Source organism: Proteus sp. MB838 (assembly GCF_054767435.1).
The window spans coordinates 49,451-71,620 of record NZ_BAABMO010000015.1 but is presented as its reverse complement, the minus strand read 5'-3'; the positions used below and the strand labels follow the sequence as shown (position 1 = coordinate 71,620).

Sequence of the window (22,170 nt, the reverse complement as noted above, 5' to 3'; positions counted from 1 at the left end):
TAGACGCCAATAATGCGCAATGTTAGGTAAAAAAGTAGTTCAATACGCTTCTAGGAGAGCGATTATGGGATTTAAAAAGTTGGTCGTTGCATTGGTTTTTGTCGCAAGTTCAGCCACTGCTGCACCCAGTTTTGACTGTGCTGTCACGCCAAAAGATGATTTACGTATTACACCTGAATTTGTTGAAGTGACCGGCTCTAATGGTTTACTTGTTATTTATCCCGATGGCACGTTACTGCGCGATGAAAAGAGCGTCACACTAACCCCTGAGCAACAAGCTATTGCGAAAAAATATCAAGCGACAGTTAGGCAAGATATTCCTTGGTTAAGAAAAGAGACGGGAATTAAATTACAAGAGTCAAGAAAAGTACTGGATAAAGTTGTTATTGAAGCCTTTGGGCAAGATAGCCGTGTTTTAAAGCGCTTAAGTGACTTAGAAAAAAATCTTAATCAACAAATGGATACTGTTATTTCGCTCAAGCCTGATAATGTCACATTCCATGCTCAAGCGATTAAACAGGTCGAAACCAAAGGGCGAGAAATAATTGAGAGTAGCCTTGGGGGGATGTTGCAAGATAGCATTAATGAATTAGGTCAAAAACAATTACTAGCTGCTGCGAGTGGTGATAGGAAAAAAGCCTTAAGTGGATTATTAGGTAATCTTGATGGTTTTCAGCAAATCATCGAAAAAGAATGGAAGCAACAAGAAGCTTCATTTAATCAATTTGGGCAGCAGGCGTGTAATAAAATCACCCAAATGGAAAACCAACGTGTCGAATTGATAAATTCACTAAACAAATAGCTTTATCCTTACAGTAAATAAGAGTTATAGATTGTTGATTCACAATAGTTGAAAATAACAATGAAAATCATTCTTATTCAATTGACATGTAAAGTAAGCTGTTTAGAATGCCCTGCTTAAGTATTCCACTTAAACAGGGCTAAATTCATGAAAAAGATCCTTGCGTTAGTTACTGCCTCTCTTCTGTCAGTTAGCAGTTTTTCTGCATTAAGTAATACCTCAGTTACATACCAGCCTAATCAAATTGTTGAACAGCAAAATGATAAAGTTGTTATCAAGCACCTATTAGGTGAAACCGCAGTATCTAAAAATCCGTCTAAGGCTGTACTATTTGATTTTGGTCTATATGACTCTTTAGTTGCATTAGGTTTAGCGGATAAAGTGGTTGGTTTACCATTAGGAAATGCACCTGAATATATTAAAGGGCGTATTGCGAATGATGTGGCTAATGTTGGGGGAATGAAAGCCCCTGATTTTGAGAAACTCGCTGAGCTTAAACCTGATTTAATTATTATTACCGGTCGTCAAGGCGCTTCTTATGAGAAACTCACAAACATTGCCCCCACGATTAATTTAGGTACAAATAGTGCGAATTATCTTGATTCAGTGGAAGCGAATATTCAATTAATAGGTGAATTATTTGATAAGCAACAAGCTACTCAAGCACAATTAGCAACATTGAATACCGTGATTGAACAGGCTCAGAAAAAAGCGGCAGGATCAGATAAAAAAGTGTTGGTCTTACTGCACAATGCAGGCAATTTAATGCCCAATAACCAAAGCGTGATTTACGATGTGGTTAAAGCGAAGAAAGCAGAATTACCACCTGTTGCTGAAGAAGAGAAAGGCAAACGTCGCGTGGTTACTTCTGAAATGATCGCCAAAGTAAATCCGGATGTTATTTTTATTATCGATCGCAGTGAAGCCATTGGTGCCGGTAAATTAGAGAAAAACACCTTTGAAAATGATGAAGTGAAAACAACTTCTGCTTATAAAAATGGTGGTATTGTTTATCTGCAATCTGATCTTTGGTATCTCTCTGGTGGTGGATTAGAAAGTCTTACTCAGCAAATTGAAGCGGTGCAAAGTGCACTTTAAAATCAGTGATAGTGGTTATAAGCGCCGATAAATAAATTATGCCCATAGTGTAAATGAACAGTATGGGCATTTGTTTATTGACGAAATAAGTGAATTTTCGTATTAAAGAAAGAGTTCAAGTAATGAATTAAGAAACAGTTTACCGTGGGGCGTTATCTGCCAATGGGTTTCTGTTTCACTGATATAACCTAATGCGAGTGCCTCATCAATTTGTCTACGGATAGTCTCTTGTGCAAGCCCCGTGTAGTCGCTAAAATCTTGCCGAGGAAAAGCTTCTAATAACCGAAAACGGTTCATAAAAAATTCAAATGGACGGTCATCATTATCAACCCAATTTTGCTGGTGAAGATAACGTCCTGCCATAAAACCTTTAGGATGTTTGGTTTTTACCGTTCTCATAATTCGGCCATCGGCAAAACTTATTTTTCCATGAGCACCACAGCCAATACCTAAATAATCCCCAAAACGCCAATAGTTTAGGTTATGTTGACATTGAAAACCTGGCTTACAATAAGCCGATGTTTCATATTGTTGATATCCTGCTGCGGTAAGTAATTTGTCACCTTCAGAAAAAATATCCCACAACATATCATCATCAGGTAATTTAGGCGGACGGGAGCCAAATTGTGTATTGGGTTCAATAGTTAATTGATACCAAGAAAGATGTGGGGGAGATAAAGCGATTGCTTGCTGTAGATCTGAGAGTGCTTGAGATAATGATTGGTCAGGTAAGCCATGCATTAAATCAAGATTAAAGCTACGTAAGCCTAACTCTTTTGCTAGTCTCGCGGCATTTTTAGCTTCATCGGCATCATGAATGCGTCCTAAGCGGATCAGTTTATCATTACCAAAACTTTGTACACCAATGGATATACGGTTAATTCCCGCACGTTGAAAACCGGCAAATCGTTCAGCTTCAACCGTACCAGGATTGGCTTCCATAGTAATTTCAGCATCAGGAGCAACGGCTATGCGCTCTTTTACGCCATACAGTAAATCAGCCATTGATTCAGCACTTAATAGGCTTGGCGTGCCACCACCAATAAAGATAGTTTGCACTTCACGAGAGCCAACATGAGTAAGATCAGCATCTAAATCATTGAGCAGATGTTGCACATATTCCTGATGTGGAACTTCGCCTTTTAAGGTGTGAGAATTAAAATCACAATAAGGGCATTTTTGTACACACCAAGGAATATGAATATACAAACTTAATGGTGGTAACTTAAGCATTCTTAAGTGCATCCAACATTAGTTTTAGTGCTTTACCACGGTGAGAGTATTGATTTTTTTGCTCTCTGGTTAACTGTGCCGCAGTGCAATTTAGCTCAGGGATAAAGAAAATAGGATCATAACCAAATCCACCATCACCCTGCATTTCTTGAGTTAACACACCTTGCCAAATACCATGGAAAATTAGCGGAGTGGGATCGTTTTCATGGCGTAGATAAACTAACACACAGTTAAACTGAGCTTGACGTTTCTCTGTGGGAACATCTTTCATTGCTTCGAGTAATTTATCTACATTTTGCTGATCGGTTGCCTCAATACCAGCATAACGAGCAGAGTAAATGCCCGGAGCACCACCTAATGCATCAACCGAGATCCCCGAATCATCAGCTATAGCCGGTAAACCTGTTACTTTGGCAGCATGACGCGCCTTAATTAGTGCGTTTTCTACAAAAGTAAGACCTGTTTCTTCAATTGAGCCAACACCTAGCTCAGTTTGTGCGACAATATCTAAACCAAAATCAGCGAGTAATGAGGCTAACTCTGTTACTTTACCGGGGTTTCCAGTAGCAAGAACCACTTTTTGCATATTATCTTCCTTAGTAAAGTGTCATGTTGATTAGCCACTGTAAAACATCTACACGTAAATAATTAAGGGCATAAAGGATCAGGATAACAATCATGGCTGAGAAATCTAATCCTCCCATTGCCGGAATAACACGGCGAATAGGGGCCATTAAAGGCTCAGTTAATTGGAAGAGCAGATGATCGATAGGATTACGTCCTTGACTGACCCAACTGAGAATTGCACGGATGATAATCATCCAAAAAATAATCTTACCTGCTGCGGTGAGTAATTCAATAAATGCGAAGGGTAGGACTAAAGAAAACGGAATAGCACCACCTGCTCCGGATAAGTAAGAAGGGAGGATAATTTCTAATAACACTAAAACATATGCCAAGATGACCGAAGCTGTATCAATAGAGCCAATAGAGGGGATAATTCTTCTTAATGGACGCACAACAGGTTGGGTAATTTTAACCACAAATTGTGAAAACGGATTATAAAAATCAGCTCTTACACATTGCATCCATACACGAAGTAGTAGCACGGAAATATAGAGTTGAATAAGAGTCAGAATGACGAAATTTAAAAAGTTCATTAGTTGGCCCTGATGAAATTAAAACTGTTTTTCCATTTCTTGCGCTCGTTTAATCGCCGCTTGCATCGCTAAAGCAACATTCTCAGGTAATTTACCTGCATAGAATTGTGCCAATGCTGCAGCTGTTGTGCCACCTTTTGACGTTACTTGTTCACGTAATGTTGAAAAAGGTAAGCTATTTTGTTTTTCAGCTAATGCAGTAGAGCCACTGGCTGCTTGTTGTACAATAGCTCTTGCTACGTCGGCTGAAAAACCTAAGCGCTCGGCTTCTTGTTGCATAGATTCCATAAACAAGAAGAAATAAGCAGGCGCACTACCCGCAACGGCGATAATATCATTGATAGCTGATTCTTGCTCTACCCAAACCGTCGTACCGACACTTTTCATTAACGCATCAGCAAATTGTTTATCTTCAGGGGTAATAGTGTTTTGAGCAAACATACCGCTTAACCCTTTGCCAACCAGTGCTGGGGTATTTGGCATGATGCGGATCAGTCGTAGCGAAGTGGCTAAATAATCATTATAACGAGAAGCTGGAATACCCGCGGCAATGGTTAGCACTAATTTTTGACTGAAATCGATATGTTGTAATGGCTTACAAACTTCAGCCATCATTTGCGGTTTGACGGCTAATACGATGACATCGGCATTTTCAACTGCACTGATGTTGTCGCAAGTACTCTGTATGGCAAACTCTTTTTCTAAAGGCTCACGTCGAACCTCAGAAGGTGAACTTACCGTAATGTTTTTTGCGGGATAACCACCATTAACCAGTCCTGCAATAATAGCGTGTGCCATATTTCCGGCACCAATAAAAGCGATATTGCGATGTTCCATACTAAATTTAACCTCTTTTTTATTTATTGGCGTAATCACGAGCGCCAAAAATGGCCGTTCCAATACGTACCAGTGTTGAGCCACAGGCAATTGCTGCTTCCATATCACCAGTCATTCCCATCGACAATGTATCAATATCGGGGTACTGATTTTGTAACTGTTTAAATGCCTGATGCATTTTCTCTAGTACCTCGACTTGCTTGTTATAGTCATTTTCTGGGGCAGGAATAGCCATTAGTCCGCGCAGTTTGATCCCTGGCAGAATGGATATTTGTGCTGCAAGGCCATCAAGCTCGGTAAGAGAGATCCCTGATTTACTGTTTTCATCACTAATATTTATTTGGATCAAAACATTGAGTGGCGGTAACGTAGTTGGACGTTGAGCACTTAATCTTTGCGCTATTTTTAATCTATCTATGGTATGGCACCAGGCAAAATGTTCAGCAACAAGACGTGTTTTATTGGACTGCAATGGGCCAATAAAGTGCCAAACTAAATTTTTGTTTTCAGCAAAATAGCTGATTTTATCTACACCTTCCTGCACATAGTTTTCACCAAATTCAGTTTGTCCACATGCAATTGCTTTTTCGATATCGCTCACAGGCTTAGTTTTACTAACTGCAAGTAGAGTTATTTCGTCTGGAGAACGCCCGCATTTTTGCGCTGCGGTGTCAATGTGAGACCTGACATTGACGAGATTCTGTTTAATAGTATTCATGGCAACTCAGGAGATAATAAGATGAATATGGAAAAATTAATTATATATAGTGTAAAGCATAATGCTTCCGATCTGCACCTTTGTTGTGGCGATGTGCCACGATTACGGATCAATGGCGTACTTTATCAACAAAATCAATGTAAACCTATTACTTCTGATACGCTATTCAAATGGATAACACCTTATCTGACCACAGCGCAATTGCAATTTTTTGGTAAGGAGGGGCAAGTTGATACGGCGATAACTCTTGCTGAGGGGCAGCGCTTACGAGTGAATTTATTTCGCCAACAATTAGGGATATCCGCAGTACTAAGAGTGATAAATTCACAACTCCCGACATTAACATCACTACGCGTACCAAAATCAATCACTGCATTATTAGATAATGTTTCTAATGGACTCATTTTAGTGACGGGAGCAACAGGGAGTGGTAAATCATCCACATTAGCGGCGATGATTGATTATCTCAATCAGCATAAGCGTCAGCATATTCTTACTTTGGAAGCGCCAATAGAGTTTATTTACACCAATAAGCAAAGCATTATCCAACAACGTGAAATAGGGCGCGATGTACAAAATATAGCGAGTGCAATAAAAGCCGCATTACGTCAAGATCCCGATGTAATTATGCTAGGGGAATTAAGAGATCTAGAAAGTATTAAAATGGCATTAATTGCGGCTGAAACGGGGCATTTAGTACTAGCAACATTACATACGCAAGGCGTTGTTCAAACGTTAGAGCGTGTCACTAATGTATTTTCATCCAATGAACGAAAATGGATCTCGGCACAATTAGCTGGGAGCTTAAAAGCAATTATTTCTCAGCAATTGGTTCCAGCAACACAAGGCGGGCGTGTTGCCCTGTTTGAAGTGATGTATATGACGCAGGGGATTGCACATCTGATCAGAGAAGGGAAATATCATCAAGTGACGACATTAATGCAAACTGGGTTTGAATATGGTATGCAAACCTTCACTTTAAGTCGCCAACAACGTCAATATGAAGGTTTGCTCAATGAGCACATCAATGAAGAAAATTAATACTGCCGTTCAAACCAGCTTTCTAAAATAATAACGGCAGAAGTTGCATCAACACTGCCTTTATCTAAAGAGCGATACCCCCCTTGTTCAAAAAGGTGAGCACGGGCTTCTACTGTGCTAAGGCGCTCATCATGTAAGGCGATTTGTACGCCAAAGCGTCCATGTAAGCGATTAGCAAATTTTTTGGCTTGGGTAGTCACTAGCTGTTCTGTGCCGTCCATATTAAGAGGCAATCCCACCACCACTAAATCCGGCTGCCATTCTTTAATGATTTTTTCGATTTGACTCCAATCTGGAATACCATCTTTAGCTTTAAAGGAGGCTAATGGCCTTGCTGTCCCTGTGACTTCTTGACCTATTGCGGCTCCAATACTTTTGGTGCCAAAATCAAACCCCATTACCGTTCTATTTGACATTATGCATGACCAGCCGTTGGTGAAATTGTGTGGATATCGATACCAATTAGTTCGGCGGCTTTATGCCAACGCTCTGCAATTGGGGTATCAAAAATGATTTGTGGGGTTGCTTCAACGGTAAGCCAACTATTTTCTAAAATTTCTCTTTCGAGCTGGCCTTTTTCCCAACTGGAATATCCTAATGAGACTAAGGTTTTTTCAGGCTGTCTTGCTGTGCCTAATGTTTCTAGCACATCTTTTGATGTGGTGATCATGGTGCTATCGCTGATTTTAATACTTGAGCTAAAACCAGAAACAGGGGTGTGTAAGATAAAACCATGCTCTTCCGCTACAGGGCCACCAGACATAACTGGTTTTTGTAAGCTAATCGCACTATCTCTATCTACTGAGAATATCTCCAACTGCTCTAAGACACTTTCAATAGAGATATCTTCAATCGGCTTATTAATAACTAAACCCATTGCACCGTTTTCATTATGTTCGCAAACATAGACGACCGAGCGTTGAAAGAGCGGATCGCTTAATGATGGCATAGCAATAAGAAAATGGTTGAGTAAATTCATAATAGTAATACTGTTCTCTGATTGTTTTTATTAAAAAACCTAGCCCTATTGATAATGTTTAATATAAGGGCTAGGTAAAGACTTTTAAACCTTAAAACACATCGTTTAAAAATTAGTTTTTCTTGTTAAGGCGAGCTTCAATAGCATCCATTAACATACCTGTAATAGAAACCTCAGGATAAGCTGCTTCAATCTCACGTGCACAAGTTGGGCTTGTAACATTAATTTCCGTTAAACGATCACCAATAACATCTAATCCAACAAAAATAAGGCCTTTTTGTTTTAAGATAGGTGCTACTTGGCGTGCAATTGCCCAATCGCTTTCTGTTAATGGGCGCGCTTCTCCACGGCCACCTGCAGCTAAGTTACCACGGGTTTCCCCTTTGGCAGGGATACGAGCTAAGCAATAAGGAACCGGCTCTCCATCAACCACCAGAATACGTTTATCACCATCAACAATTTCTGGTAAGAAATTCTGTGCCATACAGAAACGGTGACCGTGCTCTGTTAAGGTTTCGATAATAACACCGACGTTTGGATCATCTTTTTTCAGGCGGAAAATAGAGGCGCCACCCATACCGTCAAGTGGTTTAAAAATCACATCACCATGTTTTTCATGGAAAGCACGAAGGTGTTTGGCTTCTCGAGTGACTAATGTATTTGGCGTTAATGAAGGGAACCATGCTGTAAACAGTTTTTCATTACAGTCACGTAAGCTTTGTGGTTTATTAACAATTAAAGTCCCCATATCTTCAGCACGTTCAAGAATATAGGTAGCATAGATAAATTCGGTATCGAATGGGGGATCTTTACGCATTAAAATGGTATCAAGGGAGCCTAACGCAATATCTTGCTCTTGACCAAATTCAAACCACTTTTCAGGGTTTTCTTCCACACTTAACAGACGTGTGTGTGCACGGGCTTCACCTTGATTAAGATAAAGATCGTTCATTTCCATATAATGGATTTCCCAACCACGGCGCTGTGCTTCGAGTAACATGGCAAAGCTGGTATCTTTTTTAATTTTGATGGATGAAATAGGATCCATCACAATACCTAATTTAATCATTATTTCTCCTTTATCCCAGATCGCCGAACCGAACCTGCAAAGCGGTGATTGCGGTGAGTGCTGTTGTTTCAGTTCTTAATACACGAGGACCTAATAAAATATCAGTAAAATGGTATTTTGCTGTCATGGCAATTTCTTCAGGGGATAATCCCCCCTCAGGGCCAATTAATAGTCGTACTTTTTTAACTGGAAGTGGCAAGGTATTAATACTTTGGCTTGCTCTAGGGTGTAAATTAAGTTTTAAGCTATCATCCGTTTGGGCACACCACGCCTCTAATGACATCACCGGCATAAGCTGTGGAATTTTATTTCTGCCACATTGTTCACAGGCTGAGATAATAATTTTTTGCCATTGCTGATGCTTTTTTTCTAAACGACTAGGATCTAGTTTAACACCACAACGTTCAGAGATCAGCGGAGTAATGGTGTTAACACCTAATTCAACGGACTTTTGGATAGTAAACTCCATTTTCTCACCACGTGAAAGTACTTGGCCTAAATGAAGATCAAGTGGGGATTCTCTATCATCCATTTGTCCTTCATTAATCTGCACAATCACTGATTTTTTGCTGCTTTCGATAATATCAGCATCAAATACTTGATTGGAGCCATCAAAAAGTGCCAGTTTTTGGCCTTTTGACATTCTTAATACTCGTCCAACGTGATTTGCAGCTTCTTCTGCTAATGAAGTTTGTGTACCTGCACTGAGTGGCTCTGGATGATAAATGCGAGGAATACGCATAACGTGAAACCCTTACGTAAAATGTTAACCATGATAAACAAGATATTGTGATATGCATCATACGCATGCCATTAGCTCATGCAAGTTATCAGGTGGCTTTTTCTATCATTATAGCTGGATTTTATTTGCGAGATTTGTCGTAAAACTTCATGTTTGCAATATGATAAAACAACCATTGCTTGGAAGTAATAGCATTCTATTTTAGAGTCCTAGATTAGGAACTCGCAAATATCAAGGATAGATATTTATGTTATTACCGCAAAACATCATGATTACAATGGCCTTTTTTACCTTTTTAAAAGGGTGTAGCGATTATTTCTCTACCTCTGTTTTAGCACGCCTCTCACCTATTCGTTATCAGCAATTGTGGCAAGTCTATTTAATTGTCTGTTTTTATTGGTCTTTTACTATTTCTAATTATTCGTTATTAATATTATTTCTATTGTTTAGTTTTTACCTCTTAACTCTCTCGTTTTTCGATGCAGATTATCTTCAGCTACCTGATAACTTAACTTTTTGGTTACTTTTCTTTGGAATTACGCTTAATTTAACGCCTTATGGCGTGATTTCTTCAACTTGCTCTTTTTATGGCTGTTTAGTCGCAAGCTTGTTTTTTTATAGTATTTATTGGCTCGGTTATTGGATATATCAAGAGACTATTTTGGGGTTGGGTGATGTAAAGCTTTTTAGTGCCATAGGCGCTTGGTGTGGAATAGAACTATTACCTTATATCCTCTTTTTCGCTGCACTATTAGGGATTGTTATTTATATGCTTATTTGGGCTTTTACTAATGTGAAGATAAAGCAGATTGCCTTTGGCTCTTGCCTTGCATTTTCAGCGATAGTTGTTTTAAGAGTAAAGACAATAATAATGTATTGAATAGGCTAATATTTCTTGCTGAATATTAAATAAGAGTGAGGTGTAGAATTTGTCTACACCTTCAAGTCTCTATCATTATTTACTCTATTTTCAGTAAGGTATTACAGCGTTTGTTTTAGAAAAGAAGTCCAACTTTTTGTATCGCCAAAATAATTCTCTACTGGGATCAACTGGTAGGTTTGGTTATCTTCAATACATAGCGTTGGGAAACCACGACCATTTACTTGATGCATTAATTGTTGAGTTTGCTGTATATGTTGAGTTATTTCATACTCATTTACTTGCGTAAATAGCGTCGAAAAAAAGGTGATATCAAACCCGAGTTTTTGTACGATAAAAAATAGCACATCTTTATCACTAATATTTAATCCATCAAGATAATAGGCATCTTGTAACGCTTTTAATAACATAACATCTCTATCGCCCATTTTTCTTGCTACCAATATCGCTGCAATTGGCATCAGTGAGTTTAATGTCATCTCTGTATTGGCGAGGTTATTGCGGTATTGCTGACTAAAAACTTGCCCCGATAACTGGCTAATACGTTCATCGATAGGGGTTACATGCTCTTTCCATGCATCGCCCCCTGTCACTTTTCTTGTCGGGGTAAATAATCCCCCACCATGTAGCGTTAGTACATGTGGGTATTCGTGACTCACTACTTCAATAAGTGGGGCAATGCCGTAGCACCACCCACAAAGTGGATCGTAAATATAGTGCAGCTTTTTGGTGCTATTTTCTTGGTTCACATGGCTTACTGAGGCCATTTCATCTCTCCTTTAAGGACTTTTGCGCTAAGCTCTAAACTCGATTTATCTGCTAAGTCAGGATAACTTTTTTCCATCGCTGCAATAAATTGTTCTGAGTTTTGAGTTTCAGCGAGTTTAGTTTCTGCCTCTTTAAGGTAATTCATTGTGAAATCAACAGAACGCATATCATAATTACTTTTTGGAACATAATGTCCCGGAATAACTGTTTTAGGTGATAACGTTTTAATCTGTTGTAACGCTTCTAGCCAATATTGGCGTTGTGCTTTAGATTGAGTATCTGCTAGCCACACATGAATATTTTCAGACAGTATTACCCCACCCATAATAGCATTCAGTTTTGGCACATAAACATAGGTTCTTTCTGGAGATTGGCTATCTAATCCTTTGATATAGAGTTTTTCACCTTCAAGAGAAAAACTATCACCAGTAACGACTTCAGGAATGATAACTTTTTTAGGGGCATTGTCTTTGAGGACAGGCCCCCAGTAGGCAAGTTTTCCTGCTTGGGTTTCATTAATGATTTTGACGGTGGGAGCTGAGGCAATCACTTTAGCATTTGGAAATGCTTCAGTAATGACATCTAACCCAAAATAAAAATCGGGATCAGAATGGCTGATATAGATATAAGTTAAATTTTTCCCTGATGCTTTAATTTTATCGACTAAGGCTTGAGCATCATTTTTTTGGAATTGAGCATCGATTAAGACAGCATCTTTATCACCATAAATGATTTCAGATGAAACAGGGAATACACTGGCATCACCGGGGTTGTAGATATCTAATGTTAACTCTGTTGCCATAACAGAAGTGGCGAAAAACGCAGTAGTTGCAAGTGTTAAAGGAAGTAATTTTTTCATCTTTATTTTCTCCATCATATTGATGCGTTCTATAATAGGTTGCATGAAATGGGAGAAAAACCCTGTTTTGGTGAATACATTGTTGCATAAATCGAGCAAATAATATGGACAAAATTAAAGCATCAGAGGTTTTTGTGACCATCGTTAAGCAAGGTAGCATGATTAAAGCTGCTGATTATCTAGGTATGTCTAGAGCAATGGTGACGCGCTATCTTAATGAAATGGAGGAGTGGGCTGGGGTGCGTTTGTTGCATAGAACAACCCGTAAGCAGAGTCTGACTTCCGTGGGAGAATTAGTTTATCAACAAAGTTTACAACTGCTAGAGATGGCCGAGCGTATTCCCGCGAATATTCCCAAAGAGAGTCACCAAATCAGTGGGCTGGTGCGTATTACAACGGCACAATCACTCGCTAATTGTGCATTATCTGTGGCTATAACTGAATTTATACAACTTTATCCTCTTATTGCAGTCGATTTGCAGATATCTAATCAGACAGTCAATCTTATTGAAGAGCGTATTGATATTGCATTGCGTATTACCAACCATTTAGAGCCTAATCTGATAGCCCGCCCTTTAGCAAAATGTCTTTCTGTGGTTTGTGCTCATAAAGATTATTTAGCTAAACATGGTATCCCTAACACGCCGGATGATTTGACTTATCATCAATGTCTCACATATCGCTTTTTTGGCAGTAGCTTGTGGGAGTTTAGTTTAGGTGATGAGCGTTATTCTGTTCCTGCAGGTGGTAATTTAAGTGCCAATGAGTCGGTTGTGTTATTGCAAGCCACTTTGCAAGGTGCCGGAGTCTCCTTACAACCTTACTGCTCGGCAAAACCCTATCTTGAACGGGGTGAGTTAGAAATTTTGTTAGCGGATTATCAGCCACAGCCTATGGGAATTTATGCCGTGTTAGCGAGCCGACAAAATATGCCCGCAGCCGTGCGTGTTTTACTGGATTTTCTGGTTGACTGGTTTGCCTCTTCGCCTCATTGGTTGTCATTATCGGGTGAACGCGTGAGTTAATTGTTTTGGATAATTGGCTAAAGTGGTTTTCATCACATCAATAAAATAGCGCACAAGTTGTGATGAGGGGCGATGAGATGGTGTGATCAAACTCACCGTAAATGGAATGGTAAAACTCAGTGGCCGTATACAGAGATCACTATATTGATAATCAAGGGCAGTAATAGGGTTAACGATAGAAACACCAATGCCTTTACTCACCATGGCACAAATTGAGGCCGCACTTTGTGTTTCCATGATCAATTGTCGAGTGATCCCCTGTTTAATAAACATAGCATCAATAAGTTGTCGATAACTATCATTAGCAGATAAGCTGATAAAACGAGTTTGATGAAAGTCTTGTGGCTGTAGTAATGCTTTTTTACTTAATACATGAGACTTTGGCAAAATAGCGACTTCATTTAACGTTAGCAGTGTTTCTTGTTGGGTTCCGGCAGGTGTTTGTGTGTGCTCTGTTAGCCCTAAGTCATAATGTTGTGCAGATAACCACTCCTCTAATAAAGGAGACTCCTGTGGCACTATCGTTAAATTAACCTCGGGATATTGGCTGAGAAATTGTTGGCAAATTGAGGGTAATAGTGATTGAGCAAATGCCGGTAAACAGGTGATATTTAATTCCGCTTGATGAAAATGGCGAATACTATTGGCTGCGGTAATAATGCGATCAAGTCCATAATAAGAGCGCTGTACCTCTTCAAAAAATCTTAATCCTTCCGTGGTAGGTTGTAGGCGACCTTTAATTCTATCAAATAGCTTAAATGACAATAGCTGTTCAAGACGTGATAGTTCGCGACTGACTGTGGGTTGAGACGTTTTCAGTAAATCTGCCGCTTCGGTTAGGTTTTGTGTGGTCATCACTGCATGAAAAATTTCAATATGTCGCCAACTAAATGGAGTTTTCATAAATTTTATCCTATATCACAGATGAATAGACTATAGCTAATTTGATATTTTTATTCCCGCTTTAATTGCTTAATAATATTTTTATTCACCCTACATTGCTGAGTAAAAAATGATGACAATATCCAACAATGCGATCCTATCTCAATTAGCACAAACTTATGGCACGCCATTATGGATCTATCAAGGTGAGACTATTTCTGAACATATTGAGCAATTAAAAGCCTTTGATGTGGTTCGTTTTGCACAAAAAGCCTGCTCTAACATTCATATTTTACGGTTAATGAAACAGCAGGGCGTTAAAGTTGATTCTGTCTCACTAGGTGAAATTGAGCGGGCGTTGGTTGCAGGTTTCCAAGGTGGTCGAGAGCGTAGTGAAATTGTCTTTACCGCCGATTTACTCGATGAAAAGACGATTGAGCGTGTCGTTGAATTAGATATTCCGGTTAATGCAGGTTCTATTGATATGCTTCGCCAACTTGGAGAACGTCATCAAGGGCACGCGGTGTGGATAAGAATAAATCCTGGGTTTGGTCATGGACATAGCCAAAAGACCAATACAGGTGGGGAAAATAGCAAACATGGTATTTGGTATGAAGATGTGCCAGAAGCATTAGCGGTGATTAATCAATACAATTTGAGTTTGGTTGGTTTCCATATGCATATTGGCTCAGGGGTTGATTATCAGCATTTAGCGAGTGTCTGTGATGCAATGGTTGAGCAAGTACTCACCTCTAATGTTGATATAAAAGCCATCTCGGCCGGTGGGGGATTGTCAACACCTTATCAGCAAGGAGATAAAAGAGTCGATTTAAACCACTATTTCTCTTTATGGGATAGTGCGCGTCAACGTATAGCGCAACACCTTGGGCATGATATTGAACTGGAAATTGAACCAGGACGCTTTTTAGTGGCTGAGTCTGGCGTGTTAGTGTCACAAGTAAGGGCGGTTAAGTCGATGGGAAATCGTCATTATGTGCTGGTGGATGCAGGGTTTAGTGATTTAATGCGCCCAGCTATGTATGGTAGTTACCATCAAATCACATTATTAGATAAATACGGCCAATTAAAATCTAGCGAGTTTCAACAAGAAACCATAGTTGCGGGGCCTCTTTGTGAATCTGGTGATGTGTTTACCCAGCAAGAAGGAGGAATGGTTGCTCCTCGTTTATTACCTCCGGCAGAAGTTGGTGATTACTTAGTTATTCATGATACGGGGGCTTATGGTGCATCAATGTCATCTAACTATAATAGTCGTCCCCTTATTCCTGAAGTGTTAATTTCACAGGGCATACCTCAATTAATTAGACGTCGTCAAACCATTGAAGAGCTATTAGCGCTAGAAATTAACCTGTAACTTTTACTATTCCTCCCAGTGTGATCACCTCCCAATAAAAAACACCTCATTATTAAATTAAAATAATGAGGTGTTGTATCCGTGTTTCAGTCGTTAAATGGCAGACTATTTATTGACGATCATAACGGCATAATTAGGCTGCTTTATCTGTTTTTATTGTGTCAGTTGACGACTTTTTTGCCGGCACCGCCAAGGCATCAAAGTCAAATTCATCCACATTAATACTACGTAAACGGCTTTGCTCCGCTTTGCGTAAGATATCTGCTTCTTCGGGAGTCACTCGTTTATCAGCTAAAGCCTTATCCGCTAATTTATCTAATTGAGTGAAGCTAAATTTCTTTTCATAGAGTCGACAGATACGTTCAAACAGTGGCTCTGCAGCTAAAATATCGAGCAGAGCTTCTTCCATTAAACCATGAGGATTGTGCTCACTGGGTGTGAGGAATTGCCCTTTACCAATACGATCACGGGTTTCAGAAGGTTGTTGGATAATTTGAGCCACTTTACTATCTAACTTATCTGAAGGCAGTTTCTGCACTTTACCCAGAGGGAAAATAATGGCGCGCAGGGCTCCTGCAATAAAACGATTTGGGAAATTGCGTAATAGCTCATCAATGGCATTTTCTGCTTGGTATAAACACTCTTTAATACTCCAGTGTACCAGTGGTAAATCAGCGGTATTACGACCTTCATCCTCATAACGTTTTAGCACCGCAGAGGCGAGGAAAATATGACTTAAAATATCGCCAAGCCTTGCAGAAATACGTTCACGACGTTTTAAACTACCACCTAAAACCCCCATGGCAACATCAGAAAGTAACGCCATGTTGGCACTGAGCCGGTTAATTTGTTGGTAATAACGACGAGTTTCATCTTTTGTTGGCGCGGTACTTAAGCGACCATTAGTGATACCTAACCAAAGGCTACGTAATGTATTACTGGCAACATGGCCTAAGTGACCAAATAAGGCATGATCAAAGTCGTGTAAGTTGTTATCTCTAGCCGCTGCAATTTCATCTAAAACATAAGGGTGGCAACGAATAGCCCCTTGTCCATAAATGATCATGCTACGAGTGAGAATATTAGCGCCTTCCACCGTAATGGCGATGGGGGAGCCTTGATAAGAGCGAGCCACAAAGTTGGAAGGGCCAAGACAAATCCCTTTCCCACCAACAATATCCATTGCATCAATAATCCCGCGTTGCGCTCTATGGGTACAATGATATTTTACGATTGCAGAAAGTACGGCAGGCTTTTCTCCTAACATAATACCTGTGGTAATTAAGGTTGAAGCTGCGTCCAAGAGATAAGCATTACCAGCAAGGCGCGCTAATGGCTCTTCAATTCCTTCCATCTTCCCGATAGGAAGCTTAAATTGACGACGAATTCGAGAGTAAGCACCTGTTGCCATTGCTGCACTTTTTAAGCCTCCAGTGGAGTTAGATGGCAGTGTGATACCACGACCGACTGAAAGACATTCCACCAGCATTCTCCAACCTTGGCCTGCCATTTTTGGACCACCGATAATAAAATCGATAGGAACGAAAACATCTTTACCACGAGTGGGACCATTCATAAAAGGAACATTGAGTGGGAAATGGCGATGACCAATTTCTACCCCTTTTACGTCGGTTGGAATTAAAGCACAAGTAATACCGGGATTTTCATTATCACTCAGTAGATGGTCTGGATCGCGAAGTTTAAAAGCGAGTCCTAATACTGTGGCTATAGGTGCTAAAGTAATATAGCGTTTATTCCATGTGAGACGAATACCAAGGACTTGCTCACCTTGCCATTCCCCCATACAAACCACACCACTATCAGGGATAGCGCCAGCATCAGAGCCTGCTTCAGGGCTGGTTAATGCAAAGCATGGAATTTCATCACCTTTGGCTAAACCGGGTAAGTAACGTTTTTTCTGCTCATCAGTACCATAATGTTGCAATAACTCACCTGGACCTAATGAATTAGGTACACCTACAGTGATGGCGAGAATACCAGAAACACCCGCGAGCTTTTGCAGTACACGAGATTGTGCATAGGCAGAAAACTCTAATCCGCCATACTCTTTTTTGATAATCATCGCAAAGAAGCGATGGTCTTTTAAATATTGCCAAATCTCAGGAGGTAAATCAGCTAGCTCATGTGTGATTTGGAAATCATTGGTCATGCGACAAACTTCTTCAACTGGACCATCCAGAAAAGCTTGTTCTTCAGCGGTAAGCTGTGGTTTAGGATAATTGTGAAGTTGTTTCCAATCTGGTGCTCCACGGAATAATTCACCTTCCCACCATGTTGTTCCCGCATCAATGGCCTCTTGCTCTGTCTTAGACATAGATGGCATCACTTTTTGGAAAGCCTTTAGTGCAGGGGCTGAGATATATGCTTTGCGAATAGAAGGAAGAGTGAATGGTAATAATATCAATGCAACGGGCAGTAATAGCCAGTAGCTCCAGATATTGGCTAAACCCATCACGAAAGTATAAGCAATAAGTAAGATACTGCTTACTACAAGGCTGTATTTTCGGTAACTAAGTATACCGATGAGAACTAAGAAAAGCACAATACTGAGTAGGGTCATAATAAAACTCCTGTATTTGCAAGACATCAGAGGTCAGACCTGTTGTGTGTTATTTAGATCTAATGCAGTCACCAAGTTTTAGCAATATTTTTACATTCTAATTACAATGTAGCTCATAAATTATTCGTAAATGAGAGAAGTTAGCATTTGTAGGTAAAGAGGTGCTTCTTTCGTATCATTGGATCCGTTACACTGAGAAATAGATATTTTTTGATCCCTTTTCTGGAGTAAAAATCCTATGTACCAAGATCTTATTCGTGGCGAATTAACTGAAGCGGCAGATACACTCTCTCGTTTTTTACAAGATGATGCGAATATTGAAGCCATTCAAAAAGCAGCTGTATTATTAGCAGACTCATTTAAAGCAGGCGGCAAAGTTTTATCCTGTGGTAATGGGGGGTCACACTGTGATGCCATGCATTTTGCAGAAGAATTAACGGGGCGCTATCGTGAAAATAGACCCGGTTATCCTGCTATCGCAATTTCTGATGTGAGCCATATTTCTTGTGTGAGTAACGACTTTGGTTATGAATATGTTTTTTCACGTTATGTGGAAGCGGTAGGTAAAGAGGGTGACGTATTACTGGGGATCTCAACTTCCGGTAATTCAGGCAATATTATTAAAGCCATTAGTGCCGCTCGTGAAAAAGGTATGAAAGTTATTACTCTAACAGGTAAAGATGGCGGAAAAATGGCGGGGAGCGCAGATATTGAAATTCGTGTCCCTCATTTTGGTTATGCCGACCGTATTCAAGAAATCCATATCAAAGTTATTCATATTCTGATCCAGCTGATTGAAAAAGAAATGGAAAAATAACGATATAGTAATATTGCCTTATATGAATAATTAAAGCGTGAGTAAGTAGGAGCGGGCGATGTGTGAATTGTTGGGCATGAGTGCAAATGTACCCACTGATATCAATTTTAGTTTAAGTGGCCTCATTCCTCGTGGTGGTAAAACTGGCCCTCATAAAGACGGCTGGGGTATCACCTTTTATGAAGGATTAGGATGTCGTACATTTAAAGATCCACAAGCTAGTGCCGTTTCACCCGTCGCTCGTTTTGTACAAGAATACCCCATTAAATCACATGCTGTCATTGCGCATATTCGCCAAGCTAATCGAGGTAATGTCAGTTTAGAAAATACGCATCCTTTTACCCGTGAACTGTGGGGTAAAAATTGGACTTATGCTCATAATGGACAACTTAAAGGTTATCAATCACTGGATACAGGGCGTTTTAGAGCGGTAGGACAGACTGATAGTGAAAAAGCCTTTTGCTGGATATTAAATCAGCTTGAAAAGCGTTACCAGAGAACACCATCTAATTGGCCGGCGGTCTTTCGTTTCATTGGTATTTTAGCTGATCAATTGCGACAAAAAGGTGTGTTTAATATGTTGTTATCCGATGGCCGGTTTGTTATGGCATATTGTTCAACTAATTTACACTGGATAACCCGTAAAGCTCCTTTTGGTAAGGCCAAATTGCTGGATCAAGATATTGAAATTGATTTTCAGCAACACACTAAAGCGGATGATATTGTGTCGGTAATATCGACATTACCCTTAACAGGTAATGAATCTTGGCAAAAAATCCCTGTTGGTGAGTTTGTTTTATTTGATCGTGGGTTGCGAATTTTGTAACCATTTACTATCGATACTTTTAGCTAAATTTAATGTGGAAATAGCCTCACGATTATTCACCAAATAGCGACCGTTTTTTACACTAATTGCTGGGATCTTTTGTATTCTTCCACATATTGGTAAGCTGGTGCTAACTGTTGCCAAAAATCCATATTGGCAGAGTATTGGAATTTTTTCATATTTTCGTCCGTCATTTTAAAAGGGAAAATATGAATATTAATGCTCTGTTGGCCATTTTTCAGCGCAAGTTCGGCATATTGGTAGATTTCATCCATCACAGTATCGGTCATTGCATAGCAACCCACTGATTTACAAGCACCGTGGATCATCAAAAAATCACCGGTATAACCTTGCTCTTGATCGTATTGATTAGGAAATCCTAGGTTAATTGCTCGATAAAACCGACTATTTGGGTTAAGCTGAGTTTGATTAACTTGATAAAAGCCTTCGGGACTTTTTAAATCACCTTGATATTTCTTCGGACCTAATCCTCCCGAATAGCTACAAATGGGATAAGTACGTATTTTCTCTAATTGTCCATCCTGTTTTTCTATATACAGTTCTAGTAAGTTTTCTTCTTTAAATATTTGAATATAGATGGGCTCCCCTGTACTTTTTTTAACAGGTTTGATAAGAAATTTTGAACTATTTTCAGCATTAACAAATAATGAGGTTAATATTATTGTTAAAAATATGATTAATTGTTTTGCGTGACTGGTCATGGTTTTATCAAAAAAAAGGCTTAAAATTTGTTGATAAACTAGATTGTAGATTGCAATGAAGCAATCAATTTGTAAATTTAAATCTACTATGGTTTCTTTTCTATTACAAAATATTCTGTATAAAACTTAATCGTTGGTCGAGAAATGTGATATTTTAATTCGGTTTATGCGAATTGTTAACGTTTCAGTCAAAATAATATTCCCATTTGCTTGAGCTAAATCACTCGAATAGTCAGACAGGCTGAAACTGAGATGATAAAATTCAGATCGGCAGAATAAGAGAAAATAGTAACAATTATCGGAGATAAATAACTTAGGGTATCAAACTACCTTAAGGTGTTTTTATTACAGAGTCGCTACATTTTCGGGGTGAATTTGTAGCTTAGGGTTTAACTGATAAACTTGTGCAAATCTTATGATTAAAATTAAAAAAGGACTCGACCTCCCAATTGCAGGAGCGCCTGCCCAAGTGATAGAAGACGGACCCGCGATTCGACACGTAGCTTTGCTAGGTGAAGAATATGTCGGAATGCGTCCTTCTATGATGGTTTCGGAAGGTGAGCATGTTAAAAAAGGGCAGGTTCTTTTTGAAGATAAAAAGAACCCCGGTGTAATATTCACAAGCCCTGCGTGTGGTAAAGTTGTTGCCATTAACCGCGGTGAGCGCCGTGTACTTCAATCCGTTGTTATTGAAGTTGACGGCGATGAAAAAGTCACTTTCGACAGTTATGATAGCTCATCACTTTCAGAATTGACCCGTGAACAGGTAGAAACAAACCTAGTAAATTCAGGTTTATGGACAGCGTTAAGAACACGTCCATACAGTCGTTCCCCTAAATTAGGAACCACGCCGGTGGCAATTTTTGTCACTGCGATGGATACTAATCCATTAGCGGCAGATCCTACTGTGATCATTGAACAAAACGAGCAGGCTTTTAACGATGGTCTGATTGTTTTAAGTAAATTAACAGAGGGTAAGGTGCATGTTTGTCATGGTGAAAAAGCACCGGCTAAACTCAATGATGGACAAATTAGCTATAACCAATTTGTTGGCCCTCATCCTGCGGGATTAGTGGGTACTCATATCCATTTCTTAGAGCCAGTCAGCGCGAAAAAAATGGTATGGCATCTTAACTACCAAGATGTTATTGCGATAGGGTATCTCTTTACTACAGGCTCTTTATATACCGAGCGTGTTGTTGCATTAGCGGGACCTCAAGTTAAAGCCCCTCGATTATTACGTACCTGTTTAGGTGCTGATCTTTATGAATTAACGAAAGATCAATTAGTCGATGGTGATAATCGTATTATTTCTGGCTCTATTTTATGGGGTTGGAAATCGGACGAAGCGCATCACTATTTAGGCCGTTTTCATAACCAAGTCTCTGTATTACGCGAAGGTCGTGAAAAAGAGTTATTTGGTTGGGGTTATCCAGGTACTAATAAATTCTCCATTACACGTACCACAATTGGTCACTTCTTAAAGAACAAACGTTTTGCATTTACAACCACAATGAATGGTGGTGAACGTTCAATGGTGCCAATTGGTAACTATGAGCGTGTTATGCCATTAGACATTATGGCAACACATTTGTTACGTGATTTGATTGTCGGTGATACTGACAGTGCTCAAGCATTAGGTTGTTTGGAATTGGACGAAGAAGATTTGGGATTATGTACTTATGTTTGTCCAAGCAAATATGAGTATGGCCCAGCACTGCGCCAAGTATTGACCAAAATTGAGCAGGAAGGGTAA

22 protein-coding genes and 1 pseudogene are annotated in these 22,170 nt (G+C 39.6%); 9 read left to right on the top strand and 14 right to left on the bottom strand.

The window, feature by feature from the left end:
- The first annotated feature begins 64 nt into the window (after positions 1–64).
- Positions 65–802: a YggN family protein gene (locus ACYUCW_RS08760; RefSeq protein ID WP_460408400.1), complete on the top strand. Its 738-nt coding sequence runs from the start codon at positions 65–67 to the stop codon at positions 800–802.
- Positions 803–949: 147 nt separating this feature from the next.
- A complete protein-coding gene (locus ACYUCW_RS08755; RefSeq protein WP_049203264.1) occupies positions 950–1,900 on the top strand; it encodes a siderophore ABC transporter substrate-binding protein in 951 nt (316 codons plus the stop codon).
- 102 nt (positions 1,901–2,002) lie between these two features.
- On the opposite strand, the gene hemW is transcribed toward ACYUCW_RS08755, so the two are convergent.
- From hemW to ACYUCW_RS08730, 5 genes are read right to left on the bottom strand one after another with little or no spacing between them, the layout of a single operon-like run.
- Positions 2,003–3,133 carry a radical SAM family heme chaperone HemW gene (gene hemW / locus ACYUCW_RS08750; RefSeq protein ID WP_004244830.1) on the bottom strand — a complete coding sequence of 377 codons (1,131 nt, stop codon included), beginning with the start codon at positions 3,131–3,133 and terminating at the stop codon, positions 2,003–2,005.
- Positions 3,126–3,719, bottom strand: coding sequence for an RdgB/HAM1 family non-canonical purine NTP pyrophosphatase (gene rdgB, locus ACYUCW_RS08745; protein ID WP_060555290.1), 594 nt, complete (start codon positions 3,717–3,719; stop codon positions 3,126–3,128). The genes hemW and rdgB overlap by 8 nt, the downstream gene beginning before the upstream one ends.
- Positions 3,720–3,729: 10 nt before the next feature.
- Entirely contained in the window at positions 3,730–4,293 is a 564-nt protein-coding gene (locus ACYUCW_RS08740) for a YggT family protein (RefSeq protein ID WP_004247379.1), read from the bottom strand.
- Between the two features lie 18 nt (positions 4,294–4,311).
- Positions 4,312–5,130 carry a pyrroline-5-carboxylate reductase gene (gene proC, locus ACYUCW_RS08735; RefSeq protein WP_004252280.1) on the bottom strand — a complete coding sequence of 273 codons (819 nt, stop codon included), beginning with the start codon at positions 5,128–5,130 and terminating at the stop codon, positions 4,312–4,314.
- 19 nt (positions 5,131–5,149) lie between these two features.
- Positions 5,150–5,848 carry a YggS family pyridoxal phosphate-dependent enzyme gene (locus ACYUCW_RS08730; RefSeq protein WP_060555291.1) on the bottom strand — a complete coding sequence of 233 codons (699 nt, stop codon included), beginning with the start codon at positions 5,846–5,848 and terminating at the stop codon, positions 5,150–5,152.
- A 21-nt stretch (positions 5,849–5,869) separates the two neighbouring features.
- Here ACYUCW_RS08730 and ACYUCW_RS08725 point away from each other — a divergent pair, with 21 nt between their 5' ends.
- Positions 5,870–6,889, top strand: a complete 1,020-nt coding sequence (locus ACYUCW_RS08725) for a type IV pilus twitching motility protein PilT (RefSeq protein WP_004247381.1) — start codon at positions 5,870–5,872, stop codon at positions 6,887–6,889.
- Here the strand turns inward: ACYUCW_RS08725 and ruvX are convergent.
- The 4 genes from ruvX to rsmE form a co-directional block, all read right to left on the bottom strand.
- Positions 6,886–7,305: a Holliday junction resolvase RuvX gene (gene ruvX / locus ACYUCW_RS08720; RefSeq protein WP_004247382.1), complete on the bottom strand. Its 420-nt coding sequence runs from the start codon at positions 7,303–7,305 to the stop codon at positions 6,886–6,888. The two genes, ACYUCW_RS08725 and ruvX, sit on opposite strands and share 4 nt — an antisense overlap.
- Positions 7,305–7,868, bottom strand: coding sequence for a YqgE/AlgH family protein (locus tag ACYUCW_RS08715; RefSeq protein WP_017827573.1), 564 nt, complete (start codon positions 7,866–7,868; stop codon positions 7,305–7,307). Before ACYUCW_RS08715 ends, ruvX begins: the two co-directional genes overlap by 1 nt.
- Before the next feature lie 112 nt (positions 7,869–7,980).
- A complete protein-coding gene (gene gshB, locus ACYUCW_RS08710) occupies positions 7,981–8,937 on the bottom strand; it encodes a glutathione synthase (protein ID WP_004244820.1) in 957 nt (318 codons plus the stop codon).
- Positions 8,938–8,947: 10 nt separating this feature from the next.
- Positions 8,948–9,679 carry a 16S rRNA (uracil(1498)-N(3))-methyltransferase gene (rsmE, locus tag ACYUCW_RS08705; protein WP_004244819.1) on the bottom strand — a complete coding sequence of 244 codons (732 nt, stop codon included), beginning with the start codon at positions 9,677–9,679 and terminating at the stop codon, positions 8,948–8,950.
- Between the two features lie 247 nt (positions 9,680–9,926).
- Here rsmE and ACYUCW_RS08700 point away from each other — a divergent pair, with 247 nt between their 5' ends.
- On the top strand, positions 9,927–10,559 hold the full coding sequence (locus ACYUCW_RS08700; protein WP_163748402.1) for a prepilin peptidase: 633 nt from the start codon (positions 9,927–9,929) through the stop codon (positions 10,557–10,559).
- Between the two features lie 101 nt (positions 10,560–10,660).
- Here ACYUCW_RS08700 and ACYUCW_RS08695 read toward each other — a convergent pair whose 3' ends face one another.
- A complete protein-coding gene (locus ACYUCW_RS08695) occupies positions 10,661–11,326 on the bottom strand; it encodes a DsbA family protein (RefSeq protein WP_004247384.1) in 666 nt (221 codons plus the stop codon).
- Complete coding sequence (locus ACYUCW_RS08690; RefSeq protein ID WP_004247385.1) at positions 11,314–12,186, bottom strand: MBL fold metallo-hydrolase; 873 nt, start codon at positions 12,184–12,186, stop codon at positions 11,314–11,316. Before ACYUCW_RS08690 ends, ACYUCW_RS08695 begins: the two co-directional genes overlap by 13 nt.
- 104 nt (positions 12,187–12,290) lie before the next feature.
- Here ACYUCW_RS08690 and ACYUCW_RS08685 point away from each other — a divergent pair, with 104 nt between their 5' ends.
- On the top strand, positions 12,291–13,211 hold the full coding sequence (locus ACYUCW_RS08685; RefSeq protein WP_460408397.1) for a LysR family transcriptional regulator: 921 nt from the start codon (positions 12,291–12,293) through the stop codon (positions 13,209–13,211).
- On the opposite strand, the gene ACYUCW_RS08680 is transcribed toward ACYUCW_RS08685, so the two are convergent.
- Positions 13,188–14,114, bottom strand: a complete 927-nt coding sequence (locus ACYUCW_RS08680) for a LysR family transcriptional regulator (protein ID WP_004244812.1) — start codon at positions 14,112–14,114, stop codon at positions 13,188–13,190. The genes ACYUCW_RS08685 and ACYUCW_RS08680 overlap by 24 nt on opposite strands.
- A gap of 109 nt (positions 14,115–14,223) precedes the next feature.
- Between ACYUCW_RS08680 and lysA the strand changes: the two genes are divergently transcribed.
- The gene (lysA, locus tag ACYUCW_RS08675; protein ID WP_004247386.1) at positions 14,224–15,468 is read left to right on the top strand and encodes a diaminopimelate decarboxylase; all 1,245 of its coding nucleotides are present in this window, start codon (positions 14,224–14,226) and stop codon (positions 15,466–15,468) included.
- Between the two features lie 133 nt (positions 15,469–15,601).
- On the opposite strand, the gene fadE is transcribed toward lysA, so the two are convergent.
- Positions 15,602–18,049, bottom strand: coding sequence for an acyl-CoA dehydrogenase FadE (gene fadE, locus ACYUCW_RS08670; RefSeq protein WP_004244809.1), 2,448 nt, complete (start codon positions 18,047–18,049; stop codon positions 15,602–15,604).
- A gap of 238 nt (positions 18,050–18,287) precedes the next feature.
- Here fadE and lpcA point away from each other — a divergent pair, with 238 nt between their 5' ends.
- Both lpcA and ACYUCW_RS08660 read left to right on the top strand, forming a co-directional pair.
- Positions 18,288–18,866, top strand: coding sequence for a D-sedoheptulose 7-phosphate isomerase (lpcA, locus tag ACYUCW_RS08665; protein WP_004244807.1), 579 nt, complete (start codon positions 18,288–18,290; stop codon positions 18,864–18,866).
- Positions 18,867–18,924: 58 nt separating this feature from the next.
- Positions 18,925–19,692: a class II glutamine amidotransferase gene (locus ACYUCW_RS08660; RefSeq protein ID WP_004247388.1), complete on the top strand. Its 768-nt coding sequence runs from the start codon at positions 18,925–18,927 to the stop codon at positions 19,690–19,692.
- On the opposite strand, the pseudogene ACYUCW_RS08655 reads toward ACYUCW_RS08660, so the two are convergent.
- Positions 19,663–20,414: pseudogene (locus tag ACYUCW_RS08655) on the bottom strand (L,D-transpeptidase family protein). The gene ACYUCW_RS08660 and the pseudogene ACYUCW_RS08655 sit on opposite strands and share 30 nt — an antisense overlap.
- Before the next feature lie 415 nt (positions 20,415–20,829).
- On the opposite strand from ACYUCW_RS08655, the gene ACYUCW_RS08650 reads away from it, so the two are divergent.
- Positions 20,830–22,170: a Na(+)-translocating NADH-quinone reductase subunit A gene (locus ACYUCW_RS08650; protein WP_163748404.1), complete on the top strand. Its 1,341-nt coding sequence runs from the start codon at positions 20,830–20,832 to the stop codon at positions 22,168–22,170.